General features: G+C 43.9%; 21 protein-coding genes and 1 pseudogene. 16 read left to right on the top strand and 6 right to left on the bottom strand.

The window, feature by feature from the left end; translation table 11 throughout:
* Positions 1–65: 65 nt before the first annotated feature.
* Positions 66–1,508, bottom strand: coding sequence for an ABC transporter permease (locus DMB88_RS22200; protein ID WP_128103096.1), 1,443 nt, complete (start codon positions 1,506–1,508; stop codon positions 66–68).
* A gap of 145 nt (positions 1,509–1,653) precedes the next feature.
* Between DMB88_RS22200 and DMB88_RS22195 the strand changes: the two genes are divergently transcribed.
* Entirely contained in the window at positions 1,654–3,396 is a 1,743-nt protein-coding gene (locus DMB88_RS22195) for an ABC transporter ATP-binding protein (RefSeq protein ID WP_128103095.1), read from the top strand.
* Between the two features lie 110 nt (positions 3,397–3,506).
* On the opposite strand, the gene DMB88_RS22190 is transcribed toward DMB88_RS22195, so the two are convergent.
* The 3 genes from DMB88_RS22190 to DMB88_RS22180 form a co-directional block, all read right to left on the bottom strand.
* Positions 3,507–4,307, bottom strand: coding sequence for a hypothetical protein (locus tag DMB88_RS22190; RefSeq protein WP_128103094.1), 801 nt, complete (start codon positions 4,305–4,307; stop codon positions 3,507–3,509).
* Between the two features lie 151 nt (positions 4,308–4,458).
* Positions 4,459–5,220, bottom strand: coding sequence for a LuxR C-terminal-related transcriptional regulator (locus tag DMB88_RS22185; RefSeq protein WP_254438302.1), 762 nt, complete (start codon positions 5,218–5,220; stop codon positions 4,459–4,461).
* A 48-nt stretch (positions 5,221–5,268) separates the two neighbouring features.
* Positions 5,269–6,333, bottom strand: a complete 1,065-nt coding sequence (locus DMB88_RS22180; RefSeq protein ID WP_128103093.1) for a suppressor of fused domain protein — start codon at positions 6,331–6,333, stop codon at positions 5,269–5,271.
* A gap of 134 nt (positions 6,334–6,467) precedes the next feature.
* On the opposite strand from DMB88_RS22180, the gene DMB88_RS22175 reads away from it, so the two are divergent.
* From DMB88_RS22175 to DMB88_RS22155, 6 genes are all read left to right on the top strand, one after another.
* A complete protein-coding gene (locus DMB88_RS22175; RefSeq protein ID WP_128103092.1) occupies positions 6,468–6,761 on the top strand; it encodes an MbcA/ParS/Xre antitoxin family protein in 294 nt (97 codons plus the stop codon).
* Between the two features lie 352 nt (positions 6,762–7,113).
* A complete protein-coding gene (locus tag DMB88_RS22170) occupies positions 7,114–8,571 on the top strand; it encodes a glycoside hydrolase family 1 protein (protein ID WP_128103091.1) in 1,458 nt (485 codons plus the stop codon).
* Between the two features lie 180 nt (positions 8,572–8,751).
* Positions 8,752–10,182, top strand: coding sequence for a glycoside hydrolase family 1 protein (locus DMB88_RS22165; protein WP_217363789.1), 1,431 nt, complete (start codon positions 8,752–8,754; stop codon positions 10,180–10,182).
* 83 nt (positions 10,183–10,265) lie between these two features.
* Positions 10,266–10,439 (top strand): hypothetical protein, encoded by a 174-nt coding sequence (locus tag DMB88_RS30325; RefSeq protein ID WP_156395541.1) that lies wholly within the window; start codon positions 10,266–10,268, stop codon positions 10,437–10,439.
* 23 nt (positions 10,440–10,462) lie between these two features.
* Complete coding sequence (gene licT, locus DMB88_RS22160) at positions 10,463–11,314, top strand: BglG family transcription antiterminator LicT (RefSeq protein WP_128103090.1); 852 nt, start codon at positions 10,463–10,465, stop codon at positions 11,312–11,314.
* Positions 11,315–11,441: 127 nt separating this feature from the next.
* Entirely contained in the window at positions 11,442–13,355 is a 1,914-nt protein-coding gene (locus DMB88_RS22155) for a beta-glucoside-specific PTS transporter subunit IIABC (protein WP_128103089.1), read from the top strand.
* Between the two features lie 224 nt (positions 13,356–13,579).
* Here the strand turns inward: DMB88_RS22155 and DMB88_RS22150 are convergent.
* A pseudogene (locus DMB88_RS22150) lies at positions 13,580–14,502 on the bottom strand (LysR family transcriptional regulator).
* 175 nt (positions 14,503–14,677) lie between these two features.
* Here DMB88_RS22150 and DMB88_RS31485 point away from each other — a divergent pair.
* Both DMB88_RS31485 and DMB88_RS22145 read left to right on the top strand, forming a co-directional pair.
* A complete protein-coding gene (locus DMB88_RS31485) occupies positions 14,678–14,947 on the top strand; it encodes a purine/pyrimidine permease (protein WP_254438301.1) in 270 nt (89 codons plus the stop codon).
* Positions 14,875–16,020: a purine/pyrimidine permease gene (locus DMB88_RS22145; RefSeq protein WP_254438300.1), complete on the top strand. Its 1,146-nt coding sequence runs from the start codon at positions 14,875–14,877 to the stop codon at positions 16,018–16,020. Before DMB88_RS31485 ends, DMB88_RS22145 begins: the two co-directional genes overlap by 73 nt.
* Positions 16,021–16,090: 70 nt before the next feature.
* On the opposite strand, the gene DMB88_RS22140 is transcribed toward DMB88_RS22145, so the two are convergent.
* Positions 16,091–16,468 carry a PilZ domain-containing protein gene (locus DMB88_RS22140; RefSeq protein ID WP_128103088.1) on the bottom strand — a complete coding sequence of 126 codons (378 nt, stop codon included), beginning with the start codon at positions 16,466–16,468 and terminating at the stop codon, positions 16,091–16,093.
* A gap of 300 nt (positions 16,469–16,768) precedes the next feature.
* Here DMB88_RS22140 and DMB88_RS22135 point away from each other — a divergent pair, with 300 nt between their 5' ends.
* The 7 genes from DMB88_RS22135 to DMB88_RS22105 all read left to right on the top strand — a co-directional run bounded on the left by DMB88_RS22135 (position 16,769) and on the right by DMB88_RS22105 (position 23,201).
* The gene (locus DMB88_RS22135; RefSeq protein WP_254438299.1) at positions 16,769–17,230 is read left to right on the top strand and encodes a DUF6386 family protein; all 462 of its coding nucleotides are present in this window, start codon (positions 16,769–16,771) and stop codon (positions 17,228–17,230) included.
* Between the two features lie 20 nt (positions 17,231–17,250).
* Positions 17,251–17,910 (top strand): SMI1/KNR4 family protein, encoded by a 660-nt coding sequence (locus DMB88_RS22130; protein WP_128103087.1) that lies wholly within the window; start codon positions 17,251–17,253, stop codon positions 17,908–17,910.
* 38 nt (positions 17,911–17,948) lie between these two features.
* A complete protein-coding gene (locus DMB88_RS22125; RefSeq protein ID WP_128103086.1) occupies positions 17,949–18,275 on the top strand; it encodes a hypothetical protein in 327 nt (108 codons plus the stop codon).
* A 157-nt stretch (positions 18,276–18,432) separates the two neighbouring features.
* Positions 18,433–18,981, top strand: a complete 549-nt coding sequence (locus DMB88_RS22120; RefSeq protein WP_254438298.1) for an RNA polymerase sigma factor — start codon at positions 18,433–18,435, stop codon at positions 18,979–18,981.
* On the top strand, positions 18,971–20,140 hold the full coding sequence (locus DMB88_RS22115; protein ID WP_128103085.1) for a DUF4179 domain-containing protein: 1,170 nt from the start codon (positions 18,971–18,973) through the stop codon (positions 20,138–20,140). Before DMB88_RS22120 ends, DMB88_RS22115 begins: the two co-directional genes overlap by 11 nt.
* Before the next feature lie 205 nt (positions 20,141–20,345).
* Positions 20,346–21,392 carry a pectate lyase family protein gene (locus DMB88_RS22110; protein ID WP_128103084.1) on the top strand — a complete coding sequence of 349 codons (1,047 nt, stop codon included), beginning with the start codon at positions 20,346–20,348 and terminating at the stop codon, positions 21,390–21,392.
* Between the two features lie 315 nt (positions 21,393–21,707).
* Positions 21,708–23,201, top strand: a complete 1,494-nt coding sequence (locus DMB88_RS22105) for a methyl-accepting chemotaxis protein (protein WP_164848762.1) — start codon at positions 21,708–21,710, stop codon at positions 23,199–23,201.
* Positions 23,202–23,211 lie beyond the last annotated feature (10 nt).

Below are 23,211 nucleotides of genomic sequence, written 5' to 3'. Positions count from 1 at the left end.
TAAATTGCACCTGCTTTAAGCGGTTGTAAGAAAGATAAGGAAGACCAGACTTTTGAACACAAACTTTAATATTGTTTCATCTTGGAACGTACCCTCGGATCAATAAAAGCGTACATCAGATCAACGATCACATTGATAATCGAAATCGTAATTGCAGTGTATACTACTCCGCCCATAATACTCGGAATATCGGGTATAAATTGCTTATCCACAATGTAGCTGCCCAGACCGCTGATGTTAAACACTTTCTCTGTTACCGCGGCTCCGCCGAGCATTCCACCAAATTGTAGACCAACAACCGTTACGATAGGAATCAATGCGTTACGAACGGCATGTTTTAGCAGGACATGTCGCTCACTTAGCCCTTTAGCCCGAGCAGTCATGACGTAGTCTTCATGAATGACTTCGAGCGTAGAAGAACGGGTCATCCGTGCAACAGCCGCCGTGAGTCCGGTTCCCAGAACGATGGTTGGCATAATCATGGATAACCAGTTCTGAGGGTTAAAGGTAGCGGGTAGCCATTGCATTTTGATTGAGAAATTCAGAATGAAAATAAGTCCTTGCCAGAAGTTAGGAATCGATAATCCGATCAATGCGATAAACATGAACGTATAATCAAATAATGAATTCGGCTTGATGGCTGAGATAATGCCAATCGGCAATGCGATCACAATCGCAATCAACAGTGAGATGACAGCCAAAGTCAGCGTGATCGGAAACTTCCGAGCTATGGTGGCTGTGACATCTTCATTCCCCGCAAACGACTTCCCTAGATCAAATAAGGCAATTCCTTTGATATTATTCCAGAGCTGCACGAGATAGGGCTGATCTAGTCCATACACGTGATTAAAAGCTGCAATCTGTTCTGGTGTCGCTGTCTCTCCCAGAATGTTAGCTGCCGGATTAAACGGCGACAGATATAAGATGGTGAATACAAGTGTGGCTACGCCCATTATGACGAATATAGTCATGAGTAGTCTTTCAAATATGTACTTGAGATAGGGATTGCCATACAACAATAAAATGCCGTACATCAGACAGCCTGGAATAATGGATAAGACGAGAAACCACGGATGGTTAATCAGTGAGCGGAAGGTATCCGCCATCGTTGTTCGTTGTTGTCCTTTTTCCCGAAGCTTGAATGTTGTACGCTCGTTCACCTCTTTGCGAAGTGTTTCTTCTAGCCATTCTTGCGTTTCACGTTGAAATTCGCTCTCACTGACATGCTGCTTGAAGAAGCGATGCTTCCGTCGAAGTTGTTCTTCTATTTCTCCGCGAAGTTGATCTCGATAGGCGTGGGTCAGCATTTCCTCTTCTGCTTCTTGCCTAGCGACCTTCCAGCCATCCTGTTGTCTTCTGGATCTCCAGACCAATAACACGATTAAATTAACGGGCAAGCCGAGAATGAATAGAACATATCGATAGGAGGGGTGGAGCAACATTTTGTCGTAGATAAAGCCCAAGGTGTGCGCAAGCCGTGACATTCTGCTGCCTTCTGCTAAGTTCAACCCAGGTGAACCTCCTTTCATCCAAGTTAAAATTGCATTATTCCGATGGATATAGTATATATTATTTTAGGGTCTACGGATTGTCAAGGAATAAAGAGTGTACATACGTAAGGTTATGAAAATATGGAAGGAAGCAGGTGTTGTGATGCAACCTTTGTTAAAGGTAAATGATCTATCGGTCTCTTTTCATTCTGGGGAGAATGAGTTTGAGGCGGTTAAGAACGTCAGTTTCGAGGTGCGTCCAGGTGAGACACTTGGTATTGTAGGAGAGTCTGGTAGTGGCAAAAGTGTAACGGCTCGCTCCATTATGAGATTGCTGGCATCTCCACCTTCACGTATGAAACAGGGGGAGATCTGGTTCAAGGGAACCAATCTTGTGAACAAAACGCAGAAGGAAATGGAAAGCATCCGAGGTCGGGATATCGGAATGATCTTTCAAGATCCAATGAGTTCACTTAATCCGACCATTAAGATTGGTAAACAAATTTCGGAGAGTTTGATTAAACATCAGAAAGTGTCCAGGCGAGAAGCAAAGAAACAAGCGATAGCAATGCTTGAGCTGGTGGGTATATCACAAGGCGAGGTACGTTACAATCAGTATCCACATGAGTTCTCCGGGGGAATGCGTCAGCGTGTCATGATCGCTATTGCACTTGCTTGCCGACCTGAGCTATTGATTGCCGATGAACCCACGACTGCGCTTGATGTAACCATTCAGGCACAGATTCTGGATTTGATGAAAAATATGCAGCAGCAACTAGGTACCTCGATCATTTTGATAACCCATGACCTTGGGGTTGTTGCAGGTATGTGTGATCGGGTCGTGGTCATGAAAAGTGGGGAGATCGTAGAAACGGGCACAACGGCCGAGATTTTTGCAAGTCCGAAACACCCGTACACTTCCAGATTACTTAACGCTTTACCTCGACTGGATGAGAAGAAGAAGCCCAAGCCGGTCTCCCTTGTTCCTCGTGATCTGGAGGATCATCAACCTTTGCTGGAGGTGAAGTCTCTTCGCCAGCATTTCAATCTGGGCAAGGGTAATACGCTGAAGGCCGTGAATGATATTAGCTTTTATATTCGCCAAGGGGAGACGCTGGGGGTCGTGGGGGAATCAGGCAGCGGTAAGTCCACGACTGGACGTGCAATTCTTAGATTGCATGAGCCTACGGGCGGTGAAGTGTTGTTTAAAGGAGTTCCGCTCAATCGTCTGTCTGCTTCCGAGATGAAAACCATGAGAAGGCATATGCAGATTATCTTCCAAGATCCGTATGCTTCATTGAATCCCAAAATGAGAATCATGGACATTATTGGCGAAGCGCTCGATATTCACGGGTTAGCTAAAAATACGTCGGATCGTGAGAAGCGGGTAGAGGAATTATTAGAACTAGTAGGGCTTGATCCATCGCATGCCCAGCGTTATCCACATGAATTCTCAGGAGGGCAACGGCAGCGGATTGGGATTGCAAGGGCGCTGGCCGTGGAACCGGAGTTTATTGTATGTGATGAGCCTTTATCCGCACTAGATGTCTCCATTCAGGCGCAGATTGTGCAGTTACTAGAAGAGTTGCAGCAGCGTCTTGGTCTGACCTATCTCTTCATTGCGCATGATCTATCGATGGTTAAACATATCAGTGACCGTGTAGCGGTTATGTATAATGGCAAAATTGTGGAGTTAGCTGAGAGTGAAGAGTTATACAGCAATCCTCAGCACGCCTACACGAAGGCATTGTTATCGGCCATTCCTGTTCCAGACCCTGCGATCGAGTCGAAGAAGAAACGAATCGTAAGTGATGAGCACCGAGATGCTGGTGTGGATCGCTATCAATTGGAACATTCCAGTTGGGTCGAAGTGTCTGACGGGCATTGGGTAGCCATATCTAGTTAAACGGAGCTGTGACGGTACAGCGTTGTAACGAAAAAGAACCCCGGCCATGAATCAGCGAGATTCTAGTCGGGGTTCTATACGTATGATGTATACCTATAATGGCAAGAAGATTACTTGAATTGTACAGATTTTTTGATCGTATCAATCTCTGCTTTGCTCTTGTCGTCAAGGTACGTAAAGATAAAGTTAAAAGCATAACCTTCGATAATAGCACTGTAGTAGTCTTGCGTAATCGTTGTGCCATTGCCAGCGTCCATCGTGATTTGCATCAGATCCATCTCTTTGCCACCGATCGTTTCAGTGGTGATGTCTTTGTAATCATACGGGAACTGACTCGCTTGCATGAACTCTTTTGTTGCTTCGAGATAGTCTTTACCTGTACGGATGCCTTGCAGCAAACTTACCTTCTCAGCGATTGCCATAGCGGAAGGACCAACTTGTTGTCCGCCAAGTGGCAATTCAGATGCCATTAACAGGTTGAGTGTTTTTTCCTGGGACAATTCTAGTTGTTTTTTCTTCGTTGCATCATCACCAGCAATAGCTTCGGAAGAAGCGCTAGTCAATTGATTCATACCCGCAGCATCTTGGAACTCCCATGCTTCAGGGAATTTCAGGGATACACCAAAGTAATCGTTGTTATAGCTACCTTTTTCCGTCGTTCCAAGCTCGACATTTTGGGTGTTATCTTCTGAAGCTGCTTCCGTAGTAGTTTCCGTAGTGGTTTCTGTGCTTTCCGTGTTTTCTGAATCCTCTTTTGCGGTGTTATCTGTATCTGTGCCCGCAGTGGATGTTTCTGTTTTGGTCGTGTCATCTGTGCCTGCAGCAGTATCGGCTTTGTCGCCACAAGCAGCTGCAACGAGTACAATCATAATTAACATGGCAAATAGTGAAGCTTTTTTAGAAATAGACATAATACCCTCCTGATGTGTGTTCTCTTAACTTGAATAAAGAGGCTGTTCAAAAGTCCGCTTTTGAACACGCATTTCAAGTGTACATATGTACTCTATAATGTTAGCACACCTGTTCTCTTTTCCCACCTATAGGAATCTATAGGGGTACCTGTTATAAATAAGACAATCGACTAGCCATTGAAACAGCTTCAGTGCTCGATTGCACACCTAATTTGTTAAAAATTACTTTTTTGTGATGATTAACGGTGCATTCCTTGATTTTTAATTGGAGTGCAATCGCCTTAACGGTAAGTCCGTTCGAGATCATCTCGAGGATCGTTAACTGGCGATCGGTGAATTCCACCGAAGTCTGTCCAGTAGCCTGAGAGGCTTGCAGACTCTGATAGCTATTTTGCATAAATGCAGGAATGAGCTTGGCTATAGCAATAAGTTCACTCTGTAGATCAGCGTTAATCGTAGACACATCTAAATAACCGGAATGCTTCAGACCCACAGACAGGGGTGTAGCATAACAGTGCCAGGTTTGGAAAAGTGGGTTTTCATGCAACTCTGGTGGTAGAAATATCGGTTTATGTTGATCCATCGTTTCGGATATAGCGTTGACACCACAGCTCTTGGCTGTGAAGATCATCCCCAGGCGAATAGGAGACTGCTGCACTTCAGAGGTTAGATCACAACTGTGATCCATAGCGATGAGAACGCCATCTGAATCTGTAAGGAGGAACATATACGTTCCTGATAAATTTTCTTTAATATTAGAGATGCTGTGCTGAAAGGCTCGGATTAGAAAATGATTGATTTTTAGAACCCGGTCGAGCTGGGGTTTGGATAAATAGTTGATCTGCGCTGCCTTGGATACAGGCATTTGGGTTGTAGGCCAATGCTTGCTTAAAGCGGTTGTTGTCGCACTCATATCGTTTCCTCCTTGCGATACAACTTGTCGTCATTATATCTCTCGTTATTAGCCAATCGTATCAATGATGTTCCCGTCTGGGTCGGTAATTTCCGTACGTACAATGCGGAAGGTGATACCCGGAAGGGTGTTTAAATCGAACGTTTGCGCTTTTGGTTTAAGTTTCTCCATAAGCTCAGCGACCGCTGCTTCATTTACGGTTAAGGTAACTTCGTTTTCGTTCTCGTGTAAAGATGGCTCGTCTCCAGCCTTAAACGTGATGTTCACGTTAGATCCGATTAAGGAGAGAGAATCTCCTTTTGCCGTGCGACTACGTAATATTCTGCCGATAAGTCGAGCCTGCTTGGCTCCAACTTGAAGTACAGCAGATTCAGTATTTCGAAGCGTTTCTTGATGATTAGACGTCCATTCAAGTTGTTGGTTGAACAGGAAGGCAGTGCTAGAACCTTCTTGCTCGATACCTCTGGCTACAGCCTCTTCCACGACAGGAATATCCACATAGGAGTTACGCATGAGATCGGTAACATATTTCGGCATAAAGCTAGCGCATGCAGCTAAGAATCCACGTGTATTCCATGTCTGTATCGTCTCCAGCTCTCTACATGTCACGCCGACCATCTGAATGAATTGAACGTTACCGTTCGGTGTAGATATCTCTTCAAGATCAGGATCCTCGATAAAAGCTAGTGCAGTTAGCAGTGTGTCAGAGCCAAGACAGATTGGACCGTTAGCGTCCATATAATCTCCTGCATGAAAGATATTGCCGCTGTTGAAGACGTATCTTCCGATATTTTGCAACAGGTTCAGTGCCCATGCGGGAGGTTCTTCTTCCTCCACATTCCGCAGTAGTCGGAAGGTCAATTCGAATCCATAACCACTATGTTCAGGGTCAGCTGTTTCTTTATCGTAGAGTTCTGAGAAGCCATACGTGACGAAATGCCAATGCGGCGTTGGTGTCTCCACACGATATGCACTTATTCCATTGAGAGGATCAGAACCACCAAGCATATAAGGGATTGCAGTCCCGTAGTGTTTAGGCTCTTGATGACCATAGAGTGCGCGAGCCGCAGCATCAATGGCATCCCAGCCGGAAGTGTTTTCTTCTTGAGACATGATGAATCCTCCTTGACTATTCTTTCCCCCGAAAAACATTTAAAATTAAGTCTAACGGTTACAGGAGCTGTTTCAAAGCGGCTTTAGGATGAATTTGTGTGAGACCGGACTAGTCATATGGGGAGTGATATTACATGAGTATGAAAGGGATCTATTCGGAAGAGTTTAATCAGGCAAATTGGGATGCGTTCGTTCAATTGTTTGATGAGTTATATGCGCAGGTGGATCCGAAGTGGATAGAACGCGCACGATTACAGAAAATTCCGGAAGATGTGAGTCGAGTGCTTTTGTGTGAAATGGGGGAGTACACATTTAAATGGCTAGAGAAGAACATCCCTGCTCTGGGGGACCAAAGTCCTGTAAGTTATTTGGAAACGGAAGAGGGAGCCAACGCGCTTAGAGCAGCAATATTGCGTATGCCACGGTAAGTTTACAGTGTTCAAAATATACTGCTGTTCAGTGAAGTTGATTTTGTGAAATGATTATGTTACGCTTACATCACAAGAGAACACAACAGAATACGTAAACGACATCTTTTGATGGATTGTAACTGCGTAGACAGGCAAAACCTAAACTGATGGTGAAATGAAGGCTCCTTTTTTCGGGATGCTATTTTACCTTGAGTTTAGGTTTTTCTTGTTTTTGCGTAAAAATATACGTGTATATTTTGTTGCGATTGAACAATAATGTCGTGGGTATGGTGTTGATTTTGCTCTCTGCTGGATATTCTATCTTTCTGACTTGTCAATAAAAATACAAATTGAAATGAGGTTGTTATTCATGACCACAGCTAAAAAAGGATTCCCTGAAAACTTCCTATGGGGCGGCGCTACAGCGGCGAACCAATTGGAGGGTGCATTTGATAAGGATGGCAAAGGTCTCTCCACTGCGGATATGATCGCACATGTTCCGAAAGAGAAGCGTACAGGCGGCCATGCAATGGAAATTTCATCTTCACGCATTGAAGAGATTCTGGCTGGCAAAATTGAAGAACGTTTCCCTAAACGTTTTGGTATTGATTTCTACCATCGTTTCAGAGAAGATATCGCATTGTTTGCAGAAATGGGCTTCAAAGTATTCCGTTTGTCCATCCACTGGGCACGTATTTTCCCGAACGGTTATGATCAAGAGCCGAATGAAGCAGGTTTGAAATTCTACGATGAAGTATTCGACGAATTGTTGAAACATGGCATTGAGCCGCTCGTAACGTTGTCTCACTATGAGACTCCGCTCGGTTTGACACAAAAATATAACGGCTGGGCTGGCCGTGAAGTAATCCAACATTATGTTAGATACGCAGAGACCGTATTTAATCGCTATAAAAACAAAGTGAAATACTGGCTTACTTTCAATGAAATTAACGTAATGGTGTTCAGTCCTTACACTGGCGGCGGTATTCTCATTGATAAAGTTGATAACAAACTGCAAACCACATATCAAGCATTGCATCACCAATTTGTTGCAAGTGCATTGGTAACGAAGCTTGCGCATGAGATTATCCCAGGTTCCCAAGTGGGCTGTATGCTTGCTCGTATGGAGACATACCCAGCAACGTGTAATCCAGTAGATGTTCAACTGGCTCAGCATGAGAACCAGCTTAACCTGTTCTTCACAGACATGCATGCTCGTGGTCAATACCCGAACTACATGGCTCGTTACTTTGAAGAAAACAACATCGTGATCCAAAAAGAAGCTGGCGATGACGAAATCTTGTTGAACAACACCGTTGATTTCATCTCCTTCAGCTACTACATGTCTGTAACAAAATCAGCTTCCGCTGATTTGGAAGAAACAGCAGGTAACTTGACTGGTGGCGTGAAAAACCCTTATCTGGAAGCTTCCGACTGGGGCTGGGAGATCGATCCGATCGGTCTGCGCGTAACATTGAACAACTTCTGGGATCGTTACCAAAAACCATTGTTCATCGTTGAAAATGGTCTGGGTGCATACGATAAAGTGGAGGAAGATGGCTCCATTCACGATACGTATCGTGTAGATTACCTGAAGAAGCATATCGAGCAAATGAAAGAAGCTATCAAAGACGGCGTAGAGTTGATTGGTTTCACCGCTTGGGGTCCAATTGACCTAGTAAGTATGTCAACTTCTGAAATGTCCAAGCGTTACGGCTTCATCTACGTTGATCTGGATGATGCAGGTAACGGAACGCTGGAACGTTCGAAGAAAGATTCCTTTGACTGGTACAAAAATGTAATTGCAACGAATGGTGAGCAACTGTAATACGTTGATCCCTAGGATATAACCGAATAACATCAGATGAATTCGGATTGTTACCGCATAAGAAGCGGGCAAAACCTAACAATAAAGGGGCGTACTCATCGAGCTACATGCTCCAGAGAGCCCTTGTTGGTTTTTGTCCCGCTTTTTTTATGTTTGTTACAACAATAAGAGGAAGGAATGATTGAATTGACTACACCATTTCCAAAAGACTTTCTATGGGGCGGCGCAGTAGCGGCCAACCAGCTTGAAGGAGCATATAATACTGACGGCAAAGGCCTGTCTGTACAGGATGTAATGCCACACGGGATTACAACACCAAGAACTGAGGGGCCAACTGAAGATAACCTGAAGTTGATCGGGATCGATTTTTATAACCGCTATAAAGAAGATGTGAAATTGTTTGCAGAGATGGGCTTCAAAGTATTCCGTACATCTATTGCATGGTCTCGTATTTTCCCGAATGGTGACGAGCTGGAGCCTAACGAAAAAGGGCTGCAATTCTATGATGATTTGTTCGATGAGTGCCATAAATACGGTATTGAGCCATTGGTGACGATTTCTCATTATGAGACGCCACTTCACTTGTCCAAAACGTACGACGGATGGGTTAACCGCAAAATGGTTGATTTCTATGAGCGTTACGTAACTGTGCTGTTCAATCGCTTCAAAGGAAAAGTGAAATACTGGCTGACGTTCAATGAGATTAACTCTATTCTCGAAGAGCCATTCATGAGTGGTGGGATTTTCACGCCAAAATCGGAATTGTCGAAGCAAGACCTGTACCAAGCCATCCATCATGAGCTTGTGGCGAGTGCGCTAGCGGTTAAGATAGGACATGAGATTATGCCAGAAGCCAAAATTGGTTGTATGGTGCTGAGCATGCCGACTTACCCACTAACACCTAACCCGGATGATGTTGTCGCAGCTATGCATGCAGAGCAGCGCAATGACCTGTTCGCAGACATTCATGCACGCGGATATTATCCAAAATACATTAATCGCTACTTCAAGGCGAACAATATCAACATTAAGTTTGAAGATGGCGATGCTGAGATTCTCAAACATACCGTTGACTTCATCTCATTTAGTTACTATGTAAGTATCTGTGAGACAGGAGATCCGGAGAAACGCAAAGAAGGTAAAGGAAACCTGTTCGCAGGTGTAATGAACCCTTATCTCAAAGCAAGTGAGTGGGGCTGGCAGATCGATCCACAAGGTTTGCGCGTAACCTTGAACAAGTATTATGACCGTTACCAAAAACCGTTGTTCATCGTTGAAAATGGTCTAGGCGCCGTGGACGAGCTGATTACGGACGAGAATGGCAATAAAACAGTGAATGATGAATATCGCATTCAATACTTGAATGATCACTTGGTACAAGTAGGGGAAGCGATTGAAGATGGTGTAGAGGTTATGGGTTACACGTCTTGGGGCTGTATTGACCTGGTAAGTGCATCGACTGCTGAGATGAAGAAGCGTTATGGTTTCATTTATGTAGACCGTAATAATGATGGTTCAGGTACATTAGAGCGCTACAAGAAGAAATCTTTCCACTGGTACAAAGAGGTAATTGGTACGAATGGTGCAAGTCTTAAAGGAGCGAACGAATAATCGTCCTGGTTCTAAAGCCTCAGCCCATCTTCGCGGTACGTAGCGTCGAATTTTGTTGAATATGAGCTAGGAGTGTCTTGCTTATGTTAGATTATACGACATTAACCGCTTTCACAAAAACATTGTCATATGCACAATTCTGTGGTAAGATGGGACCTAAGGCTAATGAATACGGATTGTTACTGTTCAATCAGGCAAAACCGGAGGCAGGACATGTTCTCGTGACCTGCTTTGGTTTTGCCTTTTACTACTTTTGACGGTGCAAGGTGATGTGGAGAAAATGAAAATTGAGAAGGTGCTTAATAACAACGTAGTTACTGTGATTGATCCGGGCGGAAACGAACTGGTCGTCATGGGGCGGGGAATTGCCTTCAAGAAGCATACCGGTGAAACGATAGACGAAAGTCTGGTCGAGAAGATATTCTCATTGGAAAGCAAGGAAGTATCGCAGAAGCTCAAAACGCTCCTGTCCGACATTCCTGTTGAATATGTTGAATGCTCTGATGAAATTATTCGTTATGCAGAGACGGTGTTAGGTGAGAAGCTGCATGAGAGTATTTATATCTCACTTACGGATCATATTCATTTTGCCATTGATCGGCATCGTCAAGGATTACAGATCCGCAATGCTCTATTTTGGGAGATCAAGCGCATGTACCGCAAGGAATATGCAATCGGTCTCAAGGCACTACAGATCATTGAAGAAACGTTGGGTGTACTTCTGCCCGAAGATGAATGCGCATTTATTGCTATGCATCTGGTCAATGCCCAGATGAACGGTGAGATGCGAGAAACCATCAGCATCACGAATATTGTCAAAGACATACTCAATATCGTAAGACGTAGCTTTGTCATTGAGCTAGATGAAGATTCTTTAAGTTATTATCGTTTTTTGACTCATTTGAAGTTCTTTGCGCAACGTGTGTTGCAAGGGACAGCCATTGAGGATAAGGAAGAAGATAATCCGCTTCATGATCTCGTAAGCAAACAATATCCTGAAGCACATGCTTGTGCGGTAAGGATTAGTGATTATACTCGTAAGATCTACAATCGGGTGTTATCTAGGGAAGAAATACTGTATCTAACCATTCATATTGAACGTGTGGTTAGAAATGAACAAACAATCGAATAAATTTGGGATTGTTACTGCAAAAAAGGCAAAACCTAAACGTTGAATAATGATAAGCTTACTGCTTTGTCATTATTCAGTGTTTAGGTTTTTTTTAAACCTTCATTACACATTAAAGGAGCAAAACACAATGGATAAACAACAATTGTCCAAGGACATTTTGAAGTTGGTCGGTGGCGAAGAGAATATTGATCAAGTCACACACTGTATGACAAGACTTAGATTTAACTTGAACGACAACAAAAAAGCAGACAAAGCGACACTAAAAAATACACCGGGTGTTATGGGTGTCATGGAGAACGGTGGACAGTTCCAGGTTATTATCGGTAACGATGTACCTGTCGTGTATAATGCGCTGGTAGGTAACATGTCCAAAGGCGCTAACACTGGATCTTCTAATGCTTCGGCTTCTACAGGCGAGAAGAAAAAGAGAAATCCAATAAGCGCGTTGTTCGACTTCATCTCAGGTATGTTTACACCAATCCTGCCTGCGATTACTGGTGCAGGTATGATCAAAGGGATCGTGGCTATCCTTGTCGCACTTGGTTGGTTGTCTAATGAGAGCTCAACATATGTCATCTTGTCAGCCATTGGTGATGGTGCGTTCTACTTCCTGCCAATCATCCTGGCAGTAAGCGCGGCGAAGAAATTGGGAAGTAATATATATATTGGTGCAGCACTTGCAGCGGGAATTATGCACCCGACCATTACAGCTTTGCTGGAAGGTGGTAACTCATCGTTTGCAGGGATTACAGTCGTTGCAGCAACGTATTCTTCAACGGTAATTCCGATTGTTATTGCGATCTGGATCGCTTCTTATGTAGAAAAAGCAGTTGACCGTGTAACACATTCATCGGTTAAACTTTTGGTAGTTCCAACGGTAACCTTGTTGATCATGGTTCCACTTACATTGATTGCTATTGGTCCATTGGGTTCTATTATTGGTAATGGCTTGTCTGGCGGTATTGCTTGGTTGTTCGATAATGCGTCCATCCTGGCAAGTATCTTGATTGGTGGTACGATGTCCCTGTTGATCATTACAGGTATGCACTATGCACTTACACCAATCGTTATCGGTTCGATCACAACACTTGGATATGACTTTATCGTTCCTTTGATGTTTGCAGCGAACTGGGCTCAAGCAGGTGGCGCAATTGGTGTTGGGCTTCGCTCCAAAAATGGACAAACCAAATCCATGGCGTACTCCACAGGTTTGACAGCGATTATGGGTATTACTGAGCCAGCAATGTATGGTGTCAACATGAGATATAAAAAGCCGTTTATTGCAGCCCTCGCGGGTGGAGCAATCGGTGGTGCGTTCATGGGTATCTTCAAAGTTAAAGCATATGTTATTACAGGTCTCGTTGGATTGCCTGGTATTGCAGCGTTCATTAGTCCGGCGGTCAGCACGTTGATCTATGGTTTGCTTGGTGGCGTGATTGCCGTAGTATCCGCTACATTGATTACGTACATCTTGGGCTTCAAAGAAGACAATGCTCCACAACCGGCTGCAACAACACCGGCCGCTGAACCTGCTACACCAGCAGCAACAACAGCTGCTCCAGTTGTAACGGAAGAAGCAAAAGCTCAGGATGAGCAAATTTTCAGCCCAATGACTGGGGAAGTTAAACCACTTAGCGAAGTACCAGATCCAGCGTTCTCCGAAGAAATCATGGGTAAAGGGTTCGCTATTCAGCCGACAGAAGGACGTGCCGTATCTCCAATTAACGGAACGGTGTTCTCCTTGTCGAAGAGTGGACATGCGATCGGTCTTGTAAGTGATACGGGTGCAGAAATGCTGATTCATATCGGGATCGATACCGTGAAGCTGAAAGGTCAATTCTTCTCTCCTAAAGTTCAAGCTGGAGCGAAGGTATCCGTGGGTGATGTATTGATGGAGTTCGACCGGGAAGAGATCGAAAAAGCCGGTTACACGACAATTACACCTGTCATTATTACAAACATGCACCAGTATGAATCCGTTGAATCTGCTGGACGTACAACGATCAAAGAAAAAGAATTGATCTATACGGTTAAAGCATAAGCATTGAATTAATAAGAATAAAAGCAGTAGTCTTACGGAGAATATTCGTAAGGCTACTGCTTTTTTTGGTAGCTTATTTAATTGTAGCGTCTAATCTGCACATGCTGCTCACATATTACTTCCAGAACTTCACTGGTGTCGGGTTGCCTCTCAGTGGTTGTCGCAGCCTATGGGAGATGAGAGATTGATTTTTTATGCTTAGACCATCCAACTCCCTTAATTAGCTAGCTATCCGCCTGCGACGTTCTTGGTGGCATCTCGGTAACGGAGGGCAGCATATTTTCAACCATTTGTACAAAGTGTTGAGCCGGCTTGGATAGATGACGGTGATGTAGCCATACAAGCGCTGATCCAACGGTTGAGGATTGGTCAATAATGCGATAGATATGTAAGGCATGTTCATGATGCAGTTGAAGGACGGTGCGGGGCACGATTGAACTTGCAAAACCTAGACGTACAAGCTCCATCAGCATCGCAACATCCGAGCATTCCCCATAACGGATGGACTTACGTGATGTTCACGAAATCGATCGAGAATCAGCTCAAACATCCCGAGCCCTTCTGTGCTGGGTAACAAGAGTGGAATATGAGCGAGCTGCTTCAAATAAGTCTCACCGTGCATTCCGGTTTCAAGAGGTGTAGCTGAGATGTAGAAGAGAGGCTCCTGCGGTAGATGAAGCACTTCGTAATGCTCTGTCCGCACGGGCATCCGTACGCAGGCTAGCTCTATTTTGCTATCATCCAGCAGCTGACACAGTTGCGCAGATTCATTTTGCTGAATTTTATAAGTAACCTTTGGGTGTGTCATTCGAAATTGTTGAAGTACGCGGGGCAGCAGACTGTCCGAGATTGTATTCATGCCTAGGTTCAGTTTACCGCGGATGCCATCGCGAAAGTCTTGTATTTCCATGACGGCTTCTTCCATATATTTGGTTATCGTAATGGCATATTCATAGAAGCTTCGACCTGCCTGTGTCAGTTCCATTGTCCGTCCTTGGCGTTCAAATAACGCGACACCTAGTTCTTCCTCCATTAGCTTAAGTTGCTGACTTAAGGGAGGTTGCGCCATGTGTAGTCTTCGTGCTGCTGCGGTAATCTGTTTCTCCTCGGCAATGGCTATAAAATAACGACATTGTTTAATATCCAAAAGGACGCTCCTTACTAACAAAGTATATGTAGATCATATAGAAAGCCAATAAAACATGTATTTTTAATATACTACATCTTCATGTTACTATACATAAGGTTTAGGCATTTACCTAGTGAGGTAGGGCTATTGCAAGCCATGCAATATATTGTATCGAGAAGGGATCTTATCACGTATGACCAAACAACAAGAGCATCTACGAACTTCAAATGTAAAACAATTTTCATCTCTAATTCTTGCAGGCATCCAATGGTTTTTCTTTTTATTTACGAATACCGTTGTTGTGCCGTTATCCATTGGGCATAATTTTCAACTTACACCAGAAGCTATTGCTACAGCAATGCAGCACTCCTTTTTGCTGACAGGAGCCGTATGTATCTTACAAGCGATATGTGGACACCGATATGCGGTGATGGACGGACCATCAGGCCTGTGGTGGGGCTGACACTTAGCTTAACGGTCTCCGCTTCATCCGCAGGAATGAGCCTTGAACGGGTTGGTGGTGGACTGACAGCAGGCTTTATACTGGCTGGATTAACGATGGCCATCTTAGGCTGGATGGGCGCTTCTCATGTGCTTCAGAGGTTGTTCACGCCAATGGTGAAGAGTACAATGTTATTTTTATTAACGATTCAATTGACCATGAATTTCTTCAAGGGCATGATTGGATATACAGAGTTTGGCACATTTAATCTGCCGGTTGCAGCATTATCTATACTCATTGCAGTTCTTGTTGCGTGGATTCAATTGAAGGGGAGAGGCAAGCTTGCTAATTATGCGATTCTGATCGGTATTATTGCGGGTTGGATTGCTTATCGCTTACTCATTCCTGGACATCAGAGCACAGTGACGCAGGCGGTGGGCGAGTTCTTCACCTTTTTTCCATGGGGTACGCCGAAGTGGGAGCTTGGAATCGTCATTACCGCTTTTATTGTTGGGCTGGTGAATATGACGAATTCCATTACAACCTTGGGGGCTGTGGAGAAAATGGTTGGGGTTCAAACGACGGCTCAGCAGTATAAACGTTCCTATGGATGGACTGGATTGTTTACGGTTATCGCGGCATGTGTGGGGGTGATTCCCTTTGGTGCATTTGCTTCTTCGATCGGGTTTCTGGAGAGCACCCGTATTTTACGTCGATCGGCTTTTATCATGGGAGCTGGGTTGTTATGTATGCTGGGGCTGATGCCGATGTTGACATCGTTCTTTGCTCAAATGCCACCGAGTGTGGGCAGTGCTGTGCTATTTGTAGCTTATTTGCAAATGTTTGGTACGGCAATACGAACGCTCGAGGGTACGGTCTTTAATTCCAAAACGATTTATCGTATTGCTCTTCCCATTCTTACGGGTGTTGCTATTATGAACATACCAGCAGAAGCTTTTCAAGGTCTGCCGATCTATCTGATTCCTATGATTAGCAATGGTCTCGTCATCGGCGTGGTGATATCCCTTATTTTGGAATCTACGGTGAGATGGTCTAACATGGATAACTCAGCCAAGACGAGTAAAGCAGCTTAAAGTTAGCAATAGAACTCTTTTTCAATAACAGTCCTATCTGTGGTATAGGGCTGTTTTTTGTTTGTTGTACCTATTTGACGATAATTCTATTTTGTCCTGCGAGCATGCGCATTTCTCTGAATAGACGTTCCTGCTGGTCTTCCGCTACCTCAAACTCAACGCCATAGTGCCAGTGGTTTCCTTTTTCCGCACCCCAACGCAGTAATCCCTCCATATATAAAGGTTCTTCCGTGAGCGTTGTATCAAGCCCAATTCGGATCTCATTGGAATCTACGTTTAACCGGAGCGGGAAGGAGAGCTGACAGCCAGAACGACTGATATCGCATAGCTCGGCTTGAATGGGTTTGTCTGGCGCGGGTGACCCGTTAATGCTTATAATGTACACTTCCGATGTTATAGGTTGCTTTAAAAAATAGCGAAAAGGTGTTTTTCTCTGGTTGATTGACATGTACTCCTCCATATATTTCAAAAAAGTCAGTTATCGTTATATCGTCAAAAGAACAGCAGAAATGAAGAGAAGTTAAGGAAGTCAGAGGGTGGTGGTCTCATTAAAATAAAAGAATACACTCTTAACCTAATGTGTCCCGGTAGAAGGAGCAAACTAAAGATCGTTCTCAAGTTCCTTTAACAGTTGAAGAGAGCTTGATATAATGCTGATCATAGTACAAGAGACTTGCTGTATTCAAAAGGGTTGGACGACTACATAGAACACAAAATTCAGATGTGTTATAGAGAAGAGGGACTGGACATGAGACAGACATCATTTAGCTTTATTACAGACACGGCAACGATGTGTATATATGATTTGGGTACATTGAAACATCGTTTGCAGGACACGGTAGACTGGTGGTCTATTCCTGAAGATGAACTGGCCGAGGTTAATGCTGGACATTGCCTTTTCATTAATCTGGGTGCAGATGGAGCATATGATGTGGATTGGAGCCTGAACGCCTCCTTGTCAGAAGGTGAACGAACGGGTGAAGAGCAGATATACTATCTTAACGTGCCTACAGGCAAGATCTTCATGGGTGCGGCAGAGGATGTCACAGCGGACGAACTTGAGCCTGATGAGGCGTGTGAAGGTGTGCTGCTGGAGCTCGAACCAGGTAGTTATGCATGCATCATATGGAGGGAGAACAATCGTATCCATGTGACGATGGAACCCAGCGTGAAGGGCGGTAATCATTTGGAAGATTTGATACGCATCTGAATGAAAAGGAGGAACTTTGGATGTATGAACAACAGCTAGCACGTATACAGGACAAGCTGGATGCACTGCGAAATGTTGATGTAGAGCTAAGCTTGTTCGGAGCGGAGAGTCATGAGTATGTGCTTGAGCCGGTATGGACTACCGAACAGATTAAACAATTTGAACAGAAATGGAAGGTTCAACTGCCGGAAGATTATCAGGCTTTTTTGTTAACGGTTGGTGCAGGAGGTGCAGGTCCTTATTATGGGTTGGAGAAGCCCGAGGATGGGGTTTATGCGGTACTGGGTTATGATGATGAGTTAAATGCGATATCCGATCCTTGCACATTAACGGAAGCTTGGAATTGGGATTATGACTGGTATGATGATAGCCGAACAGAAGAAGAGTGGAGCCAGCTTGAACATGAATACTATGATCCGAAGTGGTCTGCTGGGATGCTGCGCATCAGTGATTTTGGATGTGGAGTTTCCATGAATCTAGTCGTCAAGGGTTCTTCCTATGGAGAGATCTGGGCAGATGACCGTGCCAACAGTAGCGGAATATATCCGGATCATTATATGGGAAATAAGGAACGGCTTTGTTTCCTGGACTGGTATGAATTGTGGCTGGATCAGTCACTGCATGAATGGAAAGAACGAGAAATAAAAGCATCGAATGCTAACATTAAGGATAAAGCTTGAGAACAATGTGAGGTGAGCTAGGGAAGGGAGGCGTACATATGGGCTGGGAGTATGGAATCAAGGTAACACCTGCCATGAAGATTCCCGAAGTTATAGAACGACTAAGCAATGTTATTATTGTGCCTGAAAACTATAGCATAGAACGCACTCCAACAGGGTTTGCCATTGTACAGGATCATGCGGCTTGGCCGGAAGTGATGCAGTTGTCGATTGAACAAGCTGCTGGACTTGAAGAAGTTGAGGATGGAATGCAATACATCTATTGTTTGTTCCATGTCGGAGGCGAATTAGCTTCCACTTGGTTAAGGCAGATGCAGATCGAGACAGAAGGTTTAGACGGGATGAGTGAATGGTTTGAACTCTAAAGAAGATAGGTTATGCCAGTACAGTGATATCATGAAAGAGGCTTCTCCCATGGGACTGATCCCATCTAAGGAGAGAGGCTTTTTTTGCTATAAAAAAACCGTTTGGGCGGTTCGCCCGTCATTACATATAGAAAGAGAGAAGAGGAGGGGTACGAGGTTGGGAACCAATGCTGAGATGAAAAAGATGGTTTTCATTCAGACGAACGATGAAACGGCGTTTGTTCAATCCATCATGGAGCATCAGGATACATTGTTCTCCATTGCCTACAGTTATCTGCGGAACCGTCATGATGCACTGGAAGCCATTCAGGAGATGACTTGCCGGGCCTGGATGAAACGCAGCTCTCTCAAAAATGAGAATGCATTCAAATCCTGGATCATCCGCATTCTGATCTACATCTGCATTGATGAACAGAGACGACGTAAACGCACAACAGTGATCCCTTATGAAGAACTGGATGATGCGTTTAACGGTGCTACCGTAGGCGGAATCCAGGCCGATCAGCTCGCGATCCGTACCGTTCTGGAATCCATCAAACCGAAGTATCGCCATGTGTTGCTGTTGAAATATTACAACGATATGACGTTAGCTGAAATTGCAGCAATTCTTGGGAAACCCGAAGGTACGGTCAAGACATGGCAGCACAAAGGGCTGGAACAGCTTCGTAAATTGATGAAAAACCGGGGGGATTGGCATGAATACTAGTCTAGAGGAAAAGGTACTAATCGCGGATGCTGCTCGGTTACAGCGGGACGTGCGGCAGATGAATAATTCTGAGACCACACATGCGATCCAGCGTGGACTCGCAAGGGCGCGCAGGGCAAGGCGATACGATCGAAGCCTAGTGATGAAGTGGATTTCGGTGCTTCTTGTGGTGGTCATTGGTGGAGCTTGGCTGGTGTCAGAATTCTACGAGCGCACACCGAAGCAACTAACAGCAGGAGAACAAGCAACGTATTGGGAGAAGCTTGAGCCTTTTCGCACGTTATTCCAAAGGGATACTGATCGGAGCACGATGTTGTCTGCTATTAATCATGACTATGTACAGATGGTTGATCGGACTGTAGTGTCAGGCTCATATGAATTCACCATTAATGCAGTTATGGCAGACAGGAATAGACTAATTGTGTTATACACCGCCAAGACGGATGCAACGCAAGAGATCTATTCCGTGAACCAAGTGAAGGCTATAAATGCGGAGACAAGTCAACCTTTTGGATCAATGCACAGTCTCGATGCACCGCTAAACGAAAATATAATCTATGGTCGAACGTACGTTATGTTGGATCCGAATGAACCGATGCCTGAGGAGGTAACGATGACATATCGAATCTCATCGAATACTCCCAGCATAGAACAACGTTCAGCTACATTCAAAAGCGAAACAGCTCATTTCTCAAAGCCGATGAATATCTCATTTACGTTGGATTCAAAGTTTGCTAATCCTAAGACTGAATTAATGAAGCCTAATTATTCATTTACATTGGAAGGTCATTCATTTTTGCTATCTGAGGTAGAGATGTTCCCCCTTTCAACAAGAATTAAAATTGATATTGAGAACGGGGAGAATATGAATGATGAAGAGAAACAGTCTATGATGGATCTGATAAGAGGAGTTGACATAATATCTATCACCAAGGAGGGTCACACATTACTAGGTTCTTTGTCTAGTTACTTCTCTGGAAACACTCTAGTATCGCTAGGTTCGGATCGTGTCTCGGAAGATGGCATAATCTATATTCTAGGTAGTAATTTGTTGGATGACCCACAATCACTAACATTCAGGCTTCATTCTCAGCCGGGCAAAGTGTACGATTCAATGAATGAAGTGGAGAAGGATATGTTAGAGATCAAAATTAAATAGATGCGAAAATTCAATAGCGAGTAAAACCAGGGCGAAGCCCCTTTTTCTTCGGAGGAAAGGGCTTCGTCTTTCTTCTATGTGCAGACCCAGTGCATTGTTGCGAAATAAATAAAAATTATATTTTTTGCATATTTTGTATTGTCACATGGCGGGTTACATTATATAATCGGCTTGTAAGAAAAATTTTACAAAGGATGGTGGAATTTTGAAAAAATTTTCGACTCTTTTACTTGCAGTCACTTTGTTGTTGTTAACCGTCTCGGCAGCTCCTCCTACTACATATGGTGCGGCTAATTTCCCGAATACGGGAACAACTGGTTTGACGGGTTTTGCCGGTAATGCCAAGAGTGTGTCGGGTGTTTCCAAGTCTGCTATAACAGGTGGTAAGAATGGTCAGGTCATCTACATTAACAATCTGAACGATCTGAGAACACATGCTGCGGATACTACGCCTAAAATTTTGGTCATTGAGAAAAATATCTCTTCATCCACCCTGCAAAAAGTCAACTTTGGTGCTAACAAGACCATTGTTGGTTCCTATGACAATCATAAGCTCACCAACATCAACTTTAGATCTACAGCTAGCTCAAGCAATGTGATTTTCCAGAACCTGACCTTTGAACACTCTGCCAATATTAATGCAAATGATGATATTCAACTGTACATTACTTCAGGTAACAACTATTGGATTGATCACGTGACATTTGCTGGACATAGCTATAGCTCCAACGGCAACGATCTGGATAAACTGCTCTACATTGGTGACCGGGCAGATTTTATCACCATCAGCAATTCTAAATTCTCCAATCATAAGTATGGCGTCATTCTAGGTCACCCTAATGATGGAAACAGCAGTTACAATGGGGTTCCTCACATTACAATGTCCAACAATTACTTTGAAAATGTGTATGTACGTGGTCCGGGGCTATTCAGATATGGCTACTTCCATTTGAAAAACAACTATGCGAACAATTTCAATCAATCCATTACAATTGGTGAAAAAGCTCGTATTTATTCCGAAAATAATTATTTCGGTGCAGGTGCTGAAAAAGGCGGCATCCTCGATGATAAAGGCAAGGGTGAGTTCACGGATACAGGTAGCACACCTGCATTGAGCGCAAAAACTTCTCCTAAAACCAACTGGAGACCTAGCACGAACTACAGCTACGAAGTTCAATCTGCTAGCTATGCCAGAGAGTTTGTAACGAAATATGCAGGTTCATCGAATACAACTCTTGTATTCGGTAAATAAGTTACTTATTTGAAAGAAAGACCCCATCTATGATGTGGGTCTTTCTGTTGTTTCAGCAGTGCTTTTGAGAGATCAGAATTCAAAAGCATACCCTAAGTTAAACGCAAATAGTAATTTCAAATTGCATATTTACATTCAGTGTACAAAAGCCGATATAACCTAGTGTAGCGCTGCTCTCACAGATGTGAGGTATGATTGAACCAAGAAGAGCCTGAGATGTTGCGTATATTGAATGAAGCAAATCATGATAAGGCCGATATACATACAAGTGCGCCCTACAAATGTAGTTTATTTTATCTAAAGGATGGGGTAAGCATGAATCGTTTTGATGAAATTATATGGAATAGGAATAAGATCATTGGCATCATGTTTTGGATTGTTGTTGTGGTTGGCTCTGCTGTGAGTTTCTTTGAACCCAAGCTGATTATGTCCAATATTGTGGCTGCCTTATTTGCAATCTGGCTGACCTATGCCAATGTTAAGAAAAAGCACACTCACCTTATTCCATGGCTGGTTACCGTTATTGTTATTGCATGTGGAATATATGCAGGATGGGGGAGTAATGAGGCGCTCTTTACGATTCTGATCTCTTCTTTACTGCTGATTTATCCAGACAAGAGATTATTCTTGGTTGGTTTCTTGGTTATGTTTGCTAATGATCTTCTACAATTGTTGATTGTCCCAACGGCAACGCCAGAACTTTTCTATGACAATGTAACCAATGTGGTTCTTGTAGGTATGATTGGCGGAATTTTGTTTATGGTCTCTCATATGTCTCAGAGGCTCTTCCGTGAAAGTGAGAAAAGATGGGCTGAGGTGGAGCAATCTCGTGTTAGAGTGGAAACGATGCTGGAACGAGTTAAGGTATCGGTTACAGGATTAACGAGTTTCACTGATCAGTTGAAGCGCAAAGTTGACCAAACAGGTTCAATCATGAATGAGGTAACGATAGGGTTCAGTGAAGTGGCACGAGGGGTGGAGTTCCAAGCTTCGAGTGTTGCAGAAATCTCGGATTCCTTGTCCCAGTCGGATCAGCATATTAGAGACGTAGCAGCTAATTCGTCTAAAATGAAAGAACTATCGTCGCATATGACTCAAAGCACGCAAACGGGAAGTACGCAAATGGAACAGTTAAACGTACAGATGCAAGAGATGTCTGAACTGATTAAGACCACTGCGGGTGATATGGAGCGATTCAATCAAGAGAGTGAGTCCATGACCATACTGCTGAGCAGCATCACGGATATTGCCAGTCAGACGAATCTACTTGCCCTTAATGCTGCGATTGAAGCAGCCCGTGCTGGAGAGCAAGGTCGTGGTTTTGCCGTCGTTTCGGAAGAGGTTCGCAAGCTGGCCGAGCATTCTGGACAATCGGCACAAGAGATTGCTACGGTGTTAGCTAGATTGAAAGGACAGACACAGGCGCTAACCGATCGTTTTGTTAACATTCGAGAGTCACTTTCAGAAGGCAAAGAAGCTGTGGAAACGGCTGAGGATGTATTCCGTACAATTAACGGCAATTCTCAGCATGTCTTGAGTCAAGCGATGGATATTGAAGGTAGCTCAGCGACGATGAAGGATGCTTCAACCAAAGTAGTCAATGAAGTCGCTGAAATCTCTAGTGTGACGGAGCAGTCCAGTGCAGCGGCAGAAGAGATTCTCGCAAGTATGGAGGAGCAGCGCAATCTTACGCAGAACATCGTGAGCAGCTTTGATGAGTTAGAATTGTTAATCAGAAGTTTGAATGAACTAGTAGCGGATCATGAGAATTCATCGCATGCTACTGTTCAAAGTGAGCAAACAGCATAAGTTTGAAGAA

Source organism: Paenibacillus sp. DCT19, from assembly GCF_003268635.1.
GTDB lineage: Bacteria > Bacillota > Bacilli > Paenibacillales > Paenibacillaceae > Paenibacillus.
This window is presented reverse-complemented; position numbering and strand designations above follow the sequence as displayed.

Bases quoted from the DNA above. Each gene is read 5' to 3' on its own strand.
- DMB88_RS22195 (WP_128103095.1), top strand. From the start codon at position 1,654: ATGCAACCTTTGTTAAAGGTAAATGATCTATCGGTCTCTTTTCATTCT.
- DMB88_RS22190 (WP_128103094.1), bottom strand. From the start codon at position 4,307: ATGTCTATTTCTAAAAAAGCTTCACTATTTGCCATGTTAATTATGATT.
- DMB88_RS22185 (WP_254438302.1), bottom strand. From the start codon at position 5,220: ATGAGTGCGACAACAACCGCTTTAAGCAAGCATTGGCCTACAACCCAA.
- DMB88_RS22180 (WP_128103093.1), bottom strand. From the start codon at position 6,333: ATGTCTCAAGAAGAAAACACTTCCGGCTGGGATGCCATTGATGCTGCG.
- DMB88_RS22175 (WP_128103092.1), top strand. From the start codon at position 6,468: ATGAGTATGAAAGGGATCTATTCGGAAGAGTTTAATCAGGCAAATTGG.
- DMB88_RS22170 (WP_128103091.1), top strand. From the start codon at position 7,114: ATGACCACAGCTAAAAAAGGATTCCCTGAAAACTTCCTATGGGGCGGC.
- DMB88_RS30325 (WP_156395541.1), top strand. From the start codon at position 10,266: ATGTTAGATTATACGACATTAACCGCTTTCACAAAAACATTGTCATAT.
- licT (WP_128103090.1), top strand. From the start codon at position 10,463: ATGAAAATTGAGAAGGTGCTTAATAACAACGTAGTTACTGTGATTGAT.
- DMB88_RS22155 (WP_128103089.1), top strand. From the start codon at position 11,442: ATGGATAAACAACAATTGTCCAAGGACATTTTGAAGTTGGTCGGTGGC.
- DMB88_RS31485 (WP_254438301.1), top strand. From the start codon at position 14,678: ATGACCAAACAACAAGAGCATCTACGAACTTCAAATGTAAAACAATTT.
- DMB88_RS22145 (WP_254438300.1), top strand. From the start codon at position 14,875: ATGTATCTTACAAGCGATATGTGGACACCGATATGCGGTGATGGACGG.
- DMB88_RS22140 (WP_128103088.1), bottom strand. From the start codon at position 16,468: ATGTCAATCAACCAGAGAAAAACACCTTTTCGCTATTTTTTAAAGCAA.
- DMB88_RS22135 (WP_254438299.1), top strand. From the start codon at position 16,769: ATGAGACAGACATCATTTAGCTTTATTACAGACACGGCAACGATGTGT.
- DMB88_RS22130 (WP_128103087.1), top strand. From the start codon at position 17,251: ATGTATGAACAACAGCTAGCACGTATACAGGACAAGCTGGATGCACTG.
- DMB88_RS22125 (WP_128103086.1), top strand. From the start codon at position 17,949: ATGGGCTGGGAGTATGGAATCAAGGTAACACCTGCCATGAAGATTCCC.
- DMB88_RS22115 (WP_128103085.1), top strand. From the start codon at position 18,971: ATGAATACTAGTCTAGAGGAAAAGGTACTAATCGCGGATGCTGCTCGG.
- DMB88_RS22105 (WP_164848762.1), top strand. From the start codon at position 21,708: ATGAATCGTTTTGATGAAATTATATGGAATAGGAATAAGATCATTGGC.